15 protein-coding genes are annotated in these 13,402 nt (G+C 76.3%); 3 read left to right on the top strand and 12 right to left on the bottom strand.

All coding sequences use genetic code 11. The annotated features are described in order from the left end of the window. On the bottom strand, positions 1-2,702 hold a 2,702-nt coding region (locus tag CCE02nite_RS08115; protein ID WP_141389132.1), incomplete at its 3' end, for an ATP-binding protein. A 509-nt stretch (positions 2,703-3,211) separates the two neighbouring features. Here CCE02nite_RS08115 and CCE02nite_RS08110 point away from each other — a divergent pair. Continuing rightward, complete coding sequence (locus CCE02nite_RS08110; protein WP_141389131.1) at positions 3,212-3,397, top strand: hypothetical protein; 186 nt, start codon at positions 3,212-3,214, stop codon at positions 3,395-3,397. After that, positions 3,397-4,455 carry a CorA family divalent cation transporter gene (locus CCE02nite_RS08105; RefSeq protein WP_141389130.1) on the top strand — a complete coding sequence of 353 codons (1,059 nt, stop codon included), beginning with the start codon at positions 3,397-3,399 and terminating at the stop codon, positions 4,453-4,455. The genes CCE02nite_RS08110 and CCE02nite_RS08105 overlap by 1 nt, the downstream gene beginning before the upstream one ends. Positions 4,456-5,068: 613 nt before the next feature. On the opposite strand, the gene dtd is transcribed toward CCE02nite_RS08105, so the two are convergent. The 8 genes from dtd to CCE02nite_RS08065 all read right to left on the bottom strand — a co-directional run bounded on the left by dtd (position 5,069) and on the right by CCE02nite_RS08065 (position 10,712). Continuing rightward, positions 5,069-5,509: a D-aminoacyl-tRNA deacylase gene (gene dtd, locus CCE02nite_RS08100; protein ID WP_141389129.1), complete on the bottom strand. Its 441-nt coding sequence runs from the start codon at positions 5,507-5,509 to the stop codon at positions 5,069-5,071. Next, positions 5,506-6,570, bottom strand: coding sequence for an asparaginase (locus CCE02nite_RS08095; protein WP_141389128.1), 1,065 nt, complete (start codon positions 6,568-6,570; stop codon positions 5,506-5,508). The genes dtd and CCE02nite_RS08095 overlap by 4 nt, the downstream gene beginning before the upstream one ends. Positions 6,571-6,578: 8 nt before the next feature. Beyond that, positions 6,579-6,917: a DUF2516 family protein gene (locus CCE02nite_RS08090; protein WP_308463687.1), complete on the bottom strand. Its 339-nt coding sequence runs from the start codon at positions 6,915-6,917 to the stop codon at positions 6,579-6,581. Positions 6,918-6,927: 10 nt separating this feature from the next. After that, on the bottom strand, positions 6,928-7,365 hold the full coding sequence (locus CCE02nite_RS08085) for a type II toxin-antitoxin system VapC family toxin (RefSeq protein ID WP_141389127.1): 438 nt from the start codon (positions 7,363-7,365) through the stop codon (positions 6,928-6,930). 7 nt (positions 7,366-7,372) lie between these two features. Further along, a complete protein-coding gene (locus CCE02nite_RS08080) occupies positions 7,373-7,690 on the bottom strand; it encodes a type II toxin-antitoxin system Phd/YefM family antitoxin (protein ID WP_141389126.1) in 318 nt (105 codons plus the stop codon). 79 nt (positions 7,691-7,769) lie between these two features. Then, entirely contained in the window at positions 7,770-8,918 is a 1,149-nt protein-coding gene (locus tag CCE02nite_RS08075; RefSeq protein ID WP_141389125.1) for an FUSC family protein, read from the bottom strand. Next, the gene (gene ygfZ, locus CCE02nite_RS08070) at positions 8,915-10,057 is read right to left on the bottom strand and encodes a CAF17-like 4Fe-4S cluster assembly/insertion protein YgfZ (RefSeq protein ID WP_255318715.1); all 1,143 of its coding nucleotides are present in this window, start codon (positions 10,055-10,057) and stop codon (positions 8,915-8,917) included. The genes CCE02nite_RS08075 and ygfZ overlap by 4 nt, the downstream gene beginning before the upstream one ends. A 58-nt stretch (positions 10,058-10,115) precedes the next feature. Continuing rightward, entirely contained in the window at positions 10,116-10,712 is a 597-nt protein-coding gene (locus CCE02nite_RS08065; protein ID WP_047232347.1) for a heme-binding beta-barrel domain-containing protein, read from the bottom strand. Positions 10,713-10,973: 261 nt separating this feature from the next. Here CCE02nite_RS08065 and CCE02nite_RS08060 point away from each other — a divergent pair, with 261 nt between their 5' ends. Next, complete coding sequence (locus CCE02nite_RS08060) at positions 10,974-11,369, top strand: DsrE family protein (protein WP_141389124.1); 396 nt, start codon at positions 10,974-10,976, stop codon at positions 11,367-11,369. Between the two features lie 33 nt (positions 11,370-11,402). Here CCE02nite_RS08060 and CCE02nite_RS08055 read toward each other — a convergent pair whose 3' ends face one another. From CCE02nite_RS08055 to CCE02nite_RS08045, 3 genes are read right to left on the bottom strand one after another with little or no spacing between them, the layout of a single operon-like run. Next, positions 11,403-11,882, bottom strand: coding sequence for a DUF4395 domain-containing protein (locus tag CCE02nite_RS08055; RefSeq protein ID WP_141389160.1), 480 nt, complete (start codon positions 11,880-11,882; stop codon positions 11,403-11,405). A 40-nt stretch (positions 11,883-11,922) separates the two neighbouring features. Further along, entirely contained in the window at positions 11,923-12,405 is a 483-nt protein-coding gene (locus CCE02nite_RS08050; protein ID WP_141389123.1) for a thioredoxin family protein, read from the bottom strand. Next, entirely contained in the window at positions 12,402-13,136 is a 735-nt protein-coding gene (locus CCE02nite_RS08045) for a hypothetical protein (protein ID WP_141389122.1), read from the bottom strand. The genes CCE02nite_RS08050 and CCE02nite_RS08045 overlap by 4 nt, the downstream gene beginning before the upstream one ends. Between the last annotated feature and the right edge of the window lie 266 nt (positions 13,137-13,402).

Below are 13,402 nucleotides of genomic sequence, written 5' to 3'. Positions count from 1 at the left end.
CCGGACGGCGCCCCGCCGAGCCCGGAGGCGGGCGCGGCACCGAGCGGGACCGCCGACGCCGGGGCACCGGACGCGGCGTCGTCCGCCACCGGCCCGCCGAGCAGCCGGACGACGTCCGCGTGCTCGTCCCGCGCGATCGTCGTCCAGGCGTCCGCGCCCGCGTCGTCGAACAGCTCGATCGCTGACAGGAAGAGGCCGTGCGCGCGCTGGAGCTCCCCCGCGCGCACGAGGGCGCGCGCGGCGCAGAGGTCGGTCCGCGCGTGCTCGTACGGCGAGGCCGTGGTCCGGTTCACCCGCGTCGCCCGCTCGAGCGGCGCGGTGAGGTCCTCGGGCGCGGCGAGGGACACGTCGGCCCGGACGAGCGTCGCCGACCGCAGCGACGGCGGCAGCTCCTTGGCGTCGACCTTCCGCCGGGCCAGCGCGCGCTGCGCCGCGTCGTGACGGCCCGCGACGACCCATGCCTCGACGTCGTCCAGCCCCGGCAGCGGGAGCATGCGTGCGCTGTCGGGACGCTCGCGCTCCGCCGCGAGCTCCAGCAGCGTCGCGGCCTGGGTCACGTGGTGCGCGAACGCCGCGCCCATCGCCCGGTCCACGAGGAGCCCGAGCCGCACCGGGCGGGACGTCGGGCTCGCGCACGTCTCCTCGAGCGCCGTCGCGACCGGGCCGACGGCGCCCCGGGTCATCATGTCGAGGCGGCGGGCGGCCGCGACCCCCAGCCCGGCGAACGGCAGCCCGACCGGCAGGCGGAACGCCGCCTCGGCGAGCTCGTCGGCGGCACGCGTGAGCGTGCCACGCCAGAGGTGCACGAGCGTCTGCGCGAGGCGCACGTGCGCCTCGGCCAGCGGGGTCAGCGCGGTGTCCGGGCCGTCGAACCAGCGGCCGCCGTCGCGGACCGGGGCGAGCGACGCGACGACGCTCGCGAGCGTCTGCGCCGCGTCCTCGAGCCGGTCGTCGGCCGCGAGGGCGAGCGCCCGGCCGACCTGCACCGACGCCTCGTGGTCCGGTCCGAGGTCCACGTCGGGGACGGCCGCGCGCTCGCCCACGCCGAACACCGCGGCCCAGGACCGCGCGAGCGCCAGCCGGGCGGCCGTCTCGTCGTCGTCGCACCAGGACGCGAGGAACGTCGCCGTGTCGAGGAGCTGGGACGTGCTCACGCCGTCGCCCCGCTCCGCGTGCAGCCGCGCCGCGTCGAGCACGCCCGACACGACCCCCGCGACGGCGTCCGGCGCCAGGTCGTCGGGCTGCCCGCCGCGCAGGTAGGGCGAGAGCACGTCGTCGGGCACCTGCCCCTCGGCGAGCGTCAGCGCGGAGACGAGCGGCCCGAGCGTCCGCGCGCGGAGCGCGTCGTCACCGCTGCGCGACGCCTTGCGCAGCCAGTCCGCCGCGTCCTGCACGTGGCCCGACCGCAGCGCCGCGACGCCCGCGATGGCGAACGCCTCGGCGCGGTGCTCGGTCGCGGCCTGGCTCGCGGCCTCGCGCGCCACCTCGTGCGCCCAGACGACGTCCCCGCGATCCAGGTGCCGACGCGCGATCCGTAGGAGCCCCGGGACGAGCGCCGGGTCGCCGACGAGCGTCGCGAGCGCCGAGTGCCACACCGCCACGTCCTCCTCGCCCGCCCGGCGGTGCGCCTCGGCGAGCGCGACGTGCGCGGCCGTGCGCTCGGCGAGCCGTGCGTCCGCGTGGACCAGGGACCGCATGCGCGGGTCGACGAACGCGAAGCGGCCGCCCACGAGCGCGAGGTGCTCGGCGAGGGGCCCGTCGAGCACCTCGTCCATCGCGAGGCCCGTCGCCGAGAGGAGCAGCTCGGTCCGGTCCACGACGGCGACGGCCGCGACCAGGAGCGCGTGCCGCTCCCCCTCGCTGAGGGCCGCGAGGCGGTCGGCGAAGAGGGAGCGCACGGCGGGGACGGCCGGCAACGGGTCCGGGAGGATCGATCCCCCGGTGAGCTGCTCCGGTGTGAGCAGCGCCGCCGTCTGCGTCAGCGCCGCGGCGTTGCCCCCGAGGAGCCCCGCGAGGCGGGCCGCGACGTGCGGCGCGACCGCGAGCCGGCGTTCGACGAGCAGCAGGTGGAGGGCGTCGGCGGGTGCGAGTGGCGGGACGGCACGGAGCTCGAACGGCCCGGAGGACGGGTCGAGCGCGCCCGCCGGGGCGGTCCCGAGGAGCACGACCGGCGCGTGGCGCTGCGCGACGAGGCTCGCGAGCACGGACCGGCTGAGCTCGTCCTGGAGGTGCAGGTCGTCGGCCACGAGCACGACCGTCGCGCCGTCGAACGACTCGACGAGCAGCTCGGCGAGCGCGACGGCCGCGACCTCGGGGAGGTACCCGAAGCCGGGGTCGACGGGCTCGAGGACACGCGTGAGGCGCTCCGGGACGACGCCGCCCGCGAGCTGCGACACCTGCGACACGACCGAGACGACGGCCGACCCCGGAGCCGGGGCGCCCACGGGCGGGCGACAGCGCAGGGTGAGCGTCGGACGGGGGAACGAGTGCGAGGCGACGGCCTCGCAGACGAGCTCGAGCGTGGCGCTCGCCCCCATCCCGCGCTCCGCCGTCCACACGAGGCCACCCTTGCCCTCGCTCACCGCGGCGAGCGCGCGGTCGACCTCCTGCGCGCGGGAGGAGAGCCGCTCGAGCCGGCGCGCGGACCGCGCGTCCGCACGGCGGTGCGGCTCGGGAACCAGGTAGTCGTGCTGTTCTGACATGTCGGGACCCTCCGTCCGGGGGCTTCGTCGCCCGTCGACCGGATGAAATGTTAACAACCCTCCGTAAACAAGGGATCACCTCATCGTTTCCCGCCCGTCACACGACCGCCACCTGGGCCGACGTCGCTTGCCCCACCAGAGCGCGAGGGCTACCCTGGCCCCGATCCCCGTCGTGGCCACGGTCCTCGTGCGCCCCGACCCGGGTGCGGCGCCCACGGCGCCGCCACCACGAGAGCGAGGTGAGCCCCATGCCGGACGGCAGCAGTCATAGAACCGTGCACTGCGCGCTCACCCTCCGTGGCCCGCAGCCCGTCGCCTGAGTCGGCGAGCTCCTCGAGGACTCCCGCGACCGGCCGTCGTCCCGCGCGGGGAGGTCGCCAGTGCGCACCGCGCGCCGTCGTGCGCGCCGCTGGACCACCCGCTGACGCACCCGCCGACCCACCCGCGCCCGCCACCCACCCCGTGGCGCCCGCCCGTGGTCGTCGGCCCGCCGGAGAAGGACGACCACCATGACCCAGCGCTCGCCTGCCACCGAGACCCGGACCCGCCCCGCACGCCTGCGGGACGCGCACGACGACCCGCGCCGCACCCGCCGGCCCAACCTGGAACGCCAGTCGATCTCCTTCACCGTCGGCCTGTACCTGTTCATCGCCGGCGCGCTGCTGGTCGTGCACGTCACCGCAGGAGGTGTCTGATGACGACGACGCTGCCCGAGCCCACGAGCCTCGTCCCCGCGGTCGGCACCACCCGCGTCCTCCCCGAGACGGTCGCCGCCCGAGCCCTCCCCGCGCCCGCACGGGGCGGGCTGGACCTGCGCGCCCGCGCCCACGGCACCGGCGCGCCCCGGTTCGACCCCCGCGTCCTGCGCTCGCACTGGGTCCAGGTCGGGGTCGGCGACCCCGACGCGGCCGCCCGAGCCGCGGAGCACGGCGTCGACTTCGTCGCCGCCGGCGGACGGGTCTGGGAGACGGACGCCCACGTGTACCTCCCCGTGACCGCCACGCGGCGCGACGGCGACCGGGTCGTCGACGAGCGGATCGTGCTCGCTCTCTCCCCCGACGTCGTCGTGACGGCCCAGCCGCAGCGGCACTACGGCGTCTTCGACAAGGCGATCGCCCGCATGCGGCGCACCCCGTGGCTCATCGGTTCCTCCTACGGCGTCGCGTACGCGCTGCTGTACTCGCTCAACGAGGCGGCGGACCGCGTCGTGTCGTACGCGAGCGACCTGCTCGAGGACATGTCCGACGAGATCGACGAGGCCACCCGCGGCGTCGACTCCCGGGGTCGGGAGATCGGGGTGAGCGACATGCAGGACACCATCACCCGCATGAACCGTGCGGAAGAGATCGTCTCGCGCGCCCAGGAGTCCCAGCTCTCGCTCGCCCGCGCCGCACGGCACCTGCGCAGCGAGATCGCGGACTCCGACCCCGTGCTCGCCGGGCTCGTCGAGACCCTGGTCGCGGACATCGACGGGGTCAAGCAGCACGCCGGGTTCGAGCACGACAAGGTGCGCTATCTCCAGCAGGCGATCATGACCTCGCTCGACGTCAAGCAGGCGCAGATCGTCAAGGTCTTCACGATCATCACCGCCGTGTTCCTGCCGCCGACGCTCATCGCGTCGTTCTACGGCATGAACTTCACGCACATGCCGGAGCTCGACCGCCCCTCCGGCTTCACCGTCACGGTCCTGCTCACCCTGGTGGCGGCCGTCATCCCGCTCGCCTACATCAAGCGCCGCGGCTGGCTCCGCTGACCTCCACGACCCACGCCCCGCCCGCTCCGCCGAGGTAGAACCGTGGTCCGCCGAGGTAGAGCCGTGGTCACACGAGGTAGAGCCGTGGTCCGCCGAGGTAGAAGCCCGGTCCGACGACGTCCGCTCGCCCTGCGCTGCAGCGTCGCCGACGGCCGACCGTCCGATCGCCCAGAAGGCGCCGGTCGGCGGCCCTCGGCTGAACCGCCACCGCGGGCGGTCGCCCGAGGTGGGCGAAGACCAGGGTGAGACGACGCCGGGCGGGGTGGGTGGTGGTGCCGCGTCGTGGCGGGCCTGGCGGGAGCCGCGAGGAACGAGCGGCGGACGGTAGACGCGGCACCACCACCCACCCCGACCACCCAAGGTGACCACGCGCCGTCGGGCACAAGAACCACGGCTCTACCTCGCGCAACCACGGCTCTACCTCGCGTGACCAGGGCTCTACCTCGCGCAACCACGGCTCTACCTCGCGCAACCACGGCTCTACCTCGCGTGACCAGGGCTCTACCTCGCGCAACCACGGCTCTACCTCGGCCAACCCAGGTTCCGTTCGTTCGCGGCCACGTATGGGCTAACCCGTCGCGGAGCGCGGCGTGGGTGCTCGGCGCGAAGGCGGTCAGGCCTCGAGGAGGAGCGTGACCGGGCCGTCGTTGACGAGCTCGACGGCCATGTGCGCGCCGAACCGTCCGGTCGCGACGTCGATCCCGCGCTCGCGGAGCCGCTCGACGACCGCCTCGACGAGAGGCTCGGCGACGGGCCCGGGCGCCGCGCCGTTCCACGACGGGCGGCGGCCCTTCCTCGTGTCGGCGTAGAGCGTGAACTGGCTGACGACCAGCACCGGCGCGCCCTCGTCCTGCACCGACCGCTCCCCCGCGAGGATCCGCAGCTCGGCGATCTTGCGCGCGATCGTCTCGACCTGGGCCGCGCCGTCGTCGTGCGTCACGCCGACGAGCGCGAGCAGCCCCGGGCGGTCGATCGCCCCGACGACCTCCGACGACCCGTCCTCGCCCACGACGCTCACGCTCGCGCGCGAGACGCGCTGCACGACGGCCCTCACGAGCGCCGCTCCGCGTCGTGTCCCCGACCCGCAGCACCGGTCGGGACCGCCGTCGCGCCGTCGAGGACCGGCCGCACGACGCCCACGGGCCGGCCCGCGCCGAGCACGGGCACGTCGCCGAGCGCGGCGAGCGCCGCGTCGTCGGCCCCCGCGATGCCGGGCGCGCCGAGGTGCCGGAGCGCGGCGGCGAGCACCGCCGGTCGCGGGCGTGACGCGCCGTCGAGCACCTTGAAGGCGAGGGCGCTGCCGTCGGGCAGGCCGGCTCCGTAGACGCCGTCCGCACCGTCCTTGGCGACCAGGCCGGGCACCGCGCGCATCGCGAGGGTCGCGTCCCGGCCCGTCCCGCCGACCATCTCCGGGAACGTCGACATCGCGCGCGCGACCTGCGCCTCCGGGGAGAGCGGGTCTCGCTCCGGGGCGGCCGCGAGGTGCCCGAACGCTCGCGCGAGGCCGCGCACGGTCGTCGAGAAGAGCGGCGCGCCGCAGCCGTCGACCGTCACGTGCTCGACCGGCACGCCGGTCGCCTCGGCGACGGTCTCGCGGACCGCGACCTGGAGGGGGTGGTCGACGTCCAGGTAGGTGGCGGTGTCCCAGCCGGCGGCGACGCACGTCGCGAGCATCGCCGCGTGCTTGCCCGAGCAGTTCTGCGTGATCGCCGACGGCCCGTGGCCCTCGAGCTGCCACGCGAACGCGGCGGGCGGGTGGAGCGGCATGTCCGGGGTGCTCCGCAGCGCCGACTCGTCGAGCCCGACGCCCTCGAGGATCTCGCGGACCCCCGCCAGGTGCTCCGGCTCCCCGTTGTGGCTCGCCGCCGCGAGCGCGAGGAGGCGCGGCGGGAGGACGAGACCGTGCCGCAGCATCGCGACGACCTGGAACGGCTTGACGCTCGACCGCGGCCAGACCACGGCGTCGGCGTCGCCACGCTCCAGGACAGGCTCCCCGTCCGCGCCCAGCAGCGCCAGGTGCCCGGCGTGGACGGACTCGACGAGGTCACCGCGCACGACCTCGGCGAGCGGCACGGCGGCGCGCTCGACCCCGCCGTGGACGCGCGCGGTCACCACCGGCGCACTCACCAGCCGCCCGGGCGGCCGGACGACCCGTTGCCGCGGCCGTTGCCGTACGGCTGGAGGCGCGGGCGCACGTCGACCAGGTAGACGATCGCGGCCACCACGGCGATGAGCCCGAGGAAGCCGAGGTTCACGCCGCCGCCGAGCGGCAGCGAGAGGAACCCGAGCGCCGCGGCGACGCCGAGGATCGCGAGCCAGATCGGCTTGGTCAGCTTGCCCTCGGCGGTGAAGGCGCTCGCCGGACGCCGGATGGCGTCGACGAGCGCGAAGAGCTGCGTCCCGAACACGACGAGCGAGAGGACGAGGTAGACGATCCACTGCAGCGACCCGATGATTCCCACGGGCACGAGCCTACGGTCTGGCGAGGGGCCACGGCACCACGCGCAGCCCGGCCGAGCGGGCCGCGGACACCACGTGCGGGTCCCAGGCCGCGACGATCGTGTCGTCGTGCCCCACGGCAAGGGCGCTCGCCACGTGGACCGCGTCGTTGCTGCGCATCGCGCCTCCGGCGACGAGCTCGGCAGCACGATCGGCGACGGCACCGGAGACCTCGACCACGTGCAGCGCCGGGCGCAGCACGTCCCACGTGCCGAGAGCGCGCGCGTGCCCGGGGCCGTCTAGCACGCCGCCGCGGGCGCCGGCGGCGAGGGCTGCCCGCACCTCGACGTCGGCGAGGCGGCTCGTCACGACGACGTCCGCGCGGTTCCACAGGCGGCTCGCCAGGGCGGAGCCTGCCTCGGGGACGCAGAGCTTCACCAGCGCGCTCGCGTCGAAGTAGACCAGGGCCATCGGGGCCTCAGCGCCGGATCCGGCGCACGAGCGCCGCCACGCCGCCCCCACGGGCGGACCGGGCGCCGTCGAGGGGTCGCGCGCCGTCCGGGTTCGCGGGCCGCGCGTCGACGTCCCCGCCGGGCACCACGTGGACCGGGCGCTCACCCGCCGCGGGGACCAGCACGCCGTCGCGCACGAGCTCGGTGACGAGGTCGGCCGTCGCGACGCCGGTCAGCCGGGCGACCGGGACGCCGCGCTCGGTGATGACGACCTCCTCCCCCTCCCTGGCCCGCTCGATCCATGACTTGAGCTCGGCACGCAGGGCGCTGACGGGGACCTCCATGCCCCGACGGTACCGGCCCGGGGCTCTGCTGTGCAGGGTGAAGATCGTCCGGTTCGCCCAACAGGCCAGGATCGCCCGCTCAGAGCTCGGGGAGGGCGTCGCGCGCCTGCTCCGGCGACGCCCCGGCCGCCTCGAGAAGGTCCACGATCGGTGACCGCACCAGCATGACGAGCGACTGCACCTGCCAGTCGCCGTCACCGAGGGCGTGCGGGTCCGCGCCGTGCGCGACCTCGAGCAGGACCTCGCGCGCCACCGCCGGGTCGCGCCCGGCGCCGACCGCCTCCGCGAGCACGTGCACGCCCGCGCCGAACCGTGCGACGAGGTCCGCGACACCGCCGAGCTCCCGCTCGTCCGGGCCGCTCGCGACCGGCATCGCGCGCCGCGCCAGCACGCGCACGCTGCGCATCGCCCGGTCCACGAGGACCGCCTGGCGCTCGAGCCCGCCGAGCTCGTCCCGGTGCCGCAGCCCCGCCGCGCTCACACGCGCGAGCTCGCGTGCCGACGACGCGGACGACTGCCACTCCTCGAGCGCGCCCTCCGAGGCGCGGCCCTTGACGAGCGCCGCGTCGAGGTCGGCGCGGTCGCGGGTGCGCAGCCCTCGCGCGAGGACGTCGAGCACGCCGGCGAGCTCCGTCGTCGCCTCGGACCCCAGGAGCCGGGGCCGACGTCGCGGGTCGCCCGGTGTGAGCGCCGCGACCGCGAGCGCGACGGCGCCGCCGACGAGCGCGTCCGTCCACCGTCCCAGGGGTCCGCCCGCCTGCGCGGCCGGGAGACCCACGATCACGATCGCCTGGACGCCGGCCTGCGTCGTGAGCATCGCGCCGCGGTCGATGAAGCGCGCCGCGAGCGCGGAGACGGCGAGCACGACGGCGACCTGCCACCATCCCGACCCGATCGCGTGGACCACGAGGTCGCCGAGCCCCACGCCGATCGCGACGCCGACCGCGAGCTCGAGCACGCGCCGGAGCTGGCGGTCCTGGCTGAACCCGAGGCAGATCCACGCGGAGACGGGCGCGAAGAACGGCGCCGTGTGCCCGAGCCCGTACCGGGCGATGCCGAACGCGAGGCCCGCGGCGGCCGACGCCTGGAGGATGGGCCACAGCGCGACGCGGACGCGCGACGCGCCCTGCCGGACCCGCGCCCGCAGGAGGAGCAGGCGCCACGCGGTCCGGGCGACGTCGACCGCGCCGGGACCGGGGTCCTCGCGCGACGCCGGCCCCCGGCTCACAGCATGCTCGTGGGCGCGCCCTCGCCGCGGGGCGTGATCCCCCGTCCGACGGGGCCGCGCGGGGCGGGGCGGTCGACGGAGACGCCCTCGCCCGGCACCACGACCTCCTGCGCCGCGGAGATCGCCCCGCCGTCGCAGTCGACGAGGAGCTCGGCGTCCTCGGGGACGCTGCGCTTGAGGACCGCCAGCGCGATCGGACCGAGCTCGTGGTGGCGCGCGACCGACGTCACCGCGCCGACGGCGCGGCCGTCGAGCGTGACCTCCGCGCCCGGCGCGGGCAGCAGGTGCCCGGAGCCGTCGAGGTGCAGCATGACGACCCTGCGCGGCGGGCGGCCGAGGTTGTGGACGCGCGCGATCGTCTCCTGGCCCCGGTAGCAGCCCTTGTGCAGGTGGACGGAGGTGCGCAGCCAGTCGGTCTCGTGCGGGATGGACCGGTGGTCGATCTCCGTGGCGAGCCGCGGCCGCCACGCCTCGACGCGCGCCGCCTCGCTCGCCCACGTGCCGACGAGCCGCCACCCGGCCGCCTCGCGCGCCGCGACGGCGTCGGACAGCTCGGCCCGCGGGACGAGCACGAGCCGCCAGGGACGCTCCATGCCCGGGTGCTCGGCCTCGGGCGGGCCGTAGCGCGTGCCCCCGCCCGTGACACGCGGCCACGGGTCGCGCCACGTGACCGGCTCGCCCTCCGCACCCTCCGCGTCCACGGGCTCGCCGAGCGCCGCCCAGTCGTCGGTCGCGTCGGCGATCTCCACGCGGAGCATGAACTTCATGCGGTCGAGCCACGCGGCGAGGTCGGCGGCGTGCGAGCGCTCGGTGACGAGCCACGTCGTCTCCCCGTCGTCGACGACGGACGCCGCGTGCTCGACGTGCCCCTGCGGGGAGAGCACGAGCAGCTCGGTCGACGTCCGCGGGGCGAGGTTCGTCAGGTCCTGCGACGTGATGGAGTGCAGCCAGCTCAGCCGATCCGGGCCCGTGACCGTGACGACGCCCAGGTGCGACTGGTCGACGACGGCGCCGCCCGTGCGCAGGGCGCGCTGCTCCCCGGTCGGGTCGCCGTAGTGCCAGGCGACGCCCTCGTCGGGGCCGGTCGCGGGCACCGCGCCGTGGCGCGACAGGAGCGGGCTGGTGTAGCCGGTGGTCACGGGTGGTCCTCCTTCGTCGGCACGTCCGGGCCTGCCGGCGTGTCCCCGGGGCCGCCGGTCAGGCCGACGGGCGCCGGGTCAGCTTCGCGGACGCGTACGACTGCAACGGTTCGCCGAAGGCCGCCAATTCCCACACCCACAGGAGCTGGCCCTCGACGAACCCGTAGAGCCGCTTCGAGGCGGTGACCTCCGACGCGGTGGACGTGCGCGCGATGAGGTCGCTCGCCAGGTCGACCCGGCCGTTGCCGACCGCGCCGAGGTACACGGACACGCGGCCCGCCGGGTCGGCGATCAGCACCTCGAGCGGGTGGCGGTCGTCCTCGAGCCCGTCGGGCCGGTCCGTCGAGACGCGCCAGTAGCCCGTCTCGGTGGACCACACGGGCGCGTCGGCGGCCGCGGCGTCCAGCGTCGCGCCGTCACGCTCGGGCCAGGCACCCTCGTCCGGGACGGTCTCGGGGACCTCGGCCTCGAGGACGCGCAGCGTCGACTCGTAGCGCAGGTACGGGCCGCCGTCGTGGTCGAACACGACGTCGTGGACGAACGGCGTCTCCTCGATGCCCGGGTACTTGACGACCCCCTCGCCGCGCCAGCTCCCGACGAGCCAGGCGAGCGGGTAGACCTCGGGCGCGAGGCCCTCGGGGAACTCGAACGGCATCAGCGACCACCTCTCGGAGTCGGGCGGGGCGACGGGCACACGCGGGGCAGGGCCCCGCACGGCAGCGTCAGCGCTGGCCCTTGTAGAGCTTGTAGACGACGTACCCCGCGAACCACGTGATGGTGACCGTCGCCGCGAGGAGCAGGCCGAGGAAGATCAGCTCGAGAGTGTGCGGACTCATGCGCCCGATCCTACCGGCCGGTCGCGCGCGCCACGTCGCGGCCCGGGAGCCGCTCCCGGCGGAGGGCTACGCTCGGCCGCGTGACCGACACCGCGCCGCTCCCCGCGGCCCTCCGCCAGCGCTCGCTCGTCGTCAAGGCCACGTCAGGGCTCGACCGCCCCGAGGCCGCCAACCAGGCGTTCACGGTCGCCGCCGCGGCCGTCGCCGCGGGCGTCGAGGTGAGCGTGTGGCTCACCGGGGAGGCCGCATGGTTCGGGCTCCCGGGGCGCGCCGCCGAGCTGGAGCTCGAGCACGCGGCCCCGCTGCCCGACCTGCTCGACGCCGTGCTCGCCGCCGGCACCCTCACCGTCTGCACGCAGTGCGCAGCACGCCGCGGCATCACGGCCGACGACGTGCTGCCCGGCGTGCGCATCGCGGGCGCCGCGGTGTTCGTCGAGGAGGCGCTGCGCGACGGCGCGCAGGCCCTCGTCTACTGACCCGGGCTGCTGACCACGGCGGTTCGAGGTGCGTCAGCGCGCGGGCGCGACCCGGCGCAGCAGCAGGTACAGCTCGCAGCCCAGGCACAGGCCGAACGCCGCGTTGAGGACGGCCGCCACGAGCGCGAGCGCCGCCGCGGCCGGCACGGCGACGTCGACGCCCAGCAGCCCCAGCACGACCCCCGCACCGGTGATGACGAGGCCGACCGCCTGCGCGAACCGCGGTGGCCGGGGATCCTCGCGCTCCGCCGTCGGGCCGATGCGCGGGAGGACCACCGTCCGGTAGACCCAGGCCTGCCACGTGCCCTGCGCGCCCCGGACGGCACCGACCAGGAAGCTCGCCGCGACGACCGCGAGCAGCACGAGCGCGGCGGGCGACGTCCACAGGAGGATCACGACCGCGAGCAGCAGCGCCGTGATGCCGGCCCCCGCGCGCGGGCCGCGCGGGTCGATGCCGGCGGGCGCCGCCGGAGGTTCGGTCGCGGGGCCCCCACGGCCGGCCTGGTCGCTCATCGCGAACTCCCTCGGGTTCTGGCCGTCGGGGACGGCGCGGTCAGGCATCGCGCACGCTCGCGGGGACGGGGCCCGGGTCCGCGACGGCGAGCGCCGCGAGCGCCTGGGCCCGGTTCATCCCCCCGCTCGCGCGAGCGACCTCCCGGCCCTCCGCGTCGAGCACGAGGACGGTCGGCGTGCGCAGTATGCCGAATGCTCGCACCAGGTCGAGGTGGTCGTCGACGTCCATCTCACGATGCGTCACGTCGTCGTGCGTCGCGGTCACCTCACCGAGGACGCGCGCCGTCGCCCGGCACGGGGCGCACAGCTCCGCGGAGAACTGGACGAACGTCCGACGGGCTCCGAGCGCGACGCCGTGCGCGGGCCAGTCGAAGGGCGCAGCGCCGGGGTTCGCCGAAGATCGGGGCGACGTCGGGCGCGCCGTCCGCACGACCCCCTGACGCCGCTGCCACCACACGCCGAGCGCGAGCGTCGCGAGAAGGATCGCCCCGAGGACGACGGCGGGCAGCGCGGACGGCGTCATCCCACGATCACCCGCCCGACGACGAAGATCAGCGTCCCGCCGACGGCGACCGGGAGCGCCGTCGCGGAGAACGCGCCGATGCGGCCCCGCAGCTCCGGGAGCTGGTCGAACAGCGCGTGGAGCGACGCGACGAGCAGGCCCGCGACGACGCCGGACCAGACGCCGCTCAGCAGGTCGAGGTCCGGCATGACGTACCCGACGGCCCCGCCCGCGGCGACCGCGAGGCCCAGGGTGAGCGCGGCGTTCGTCCACCCGCCGAGCGGCAGCGCGGAGACCGCCGAGGCCACGGCCAGCGCCACCGCGCACGTCACGACGAGGGACTCGCCCGCGTCGGTGCGGCCCGTCGCGATCCAGCCCGCGCACGACGTCGCGACGACGATCCCGCTCACCGTCCCGATGAGCGACTCGACCAGTCGCGGACGCCCGTCGCGCCGCAGGAGCTCGGCCACGAAGGCGAGCACGACGGCGAGGGCGAGCACCACGGGCAGGTGGCGGAGCGCGGGCTCGCCGTGCGTCGCGGCCGTCGCGCCGACGGCGCCGAGCCCGGCGAGGGCGATGACGACGCGCGTGCCGCCGTGGACGGGGATGTCGAGCAGGCGCGGCCACCCGATCGCGACGATCAGCGCCAGGGCCCCCGACGCCACGGCGAGCGGGAGCGGGCCGAAGAACGCGGCGACGGCGATGCCCGCGGCGAGGCACGCCGTGACGACGGCCCGGGTCGAGAGGTCCACGCGGTCAGCGCCCCGTTCGGGGGTCGCGGGAGGGCGTCGGGTCGTGCAGCACGCCTCAGAGTGTCGCAGAGTCTCCCGCCGGACCGCCTACCGGCCCCGGCACGCGCGCCCGTGAGACGTTCGCCGTCTGCACGGCCGGCACGCGATACGGTAACCATCCACGGACCGAGAACGTGGCCGATGACGTGGCGAGCCCCGCAGAGGTACGTCCCGGCCCGGTCGCCACGCGTCGACGCCCGGGGGCGCCCCCGCGCCCCGCGACCCGG

The sequence above is a fragment of the Cellulosimicrobium cellulans genome, assembly GCF_006539945.1.
GTDB classification, from domain to species: Bacteria; Actinomycetota; Actinomycetes; order Actinomycetales; family Cellulomonadaceae; genus Cellulosimicrobium; species Cellulosimicrobium cellulans.
Note: the sequence above shows the minus strand (reverse complement) of the source record. Positions and strands in the feature narration are given on the sequence as shown.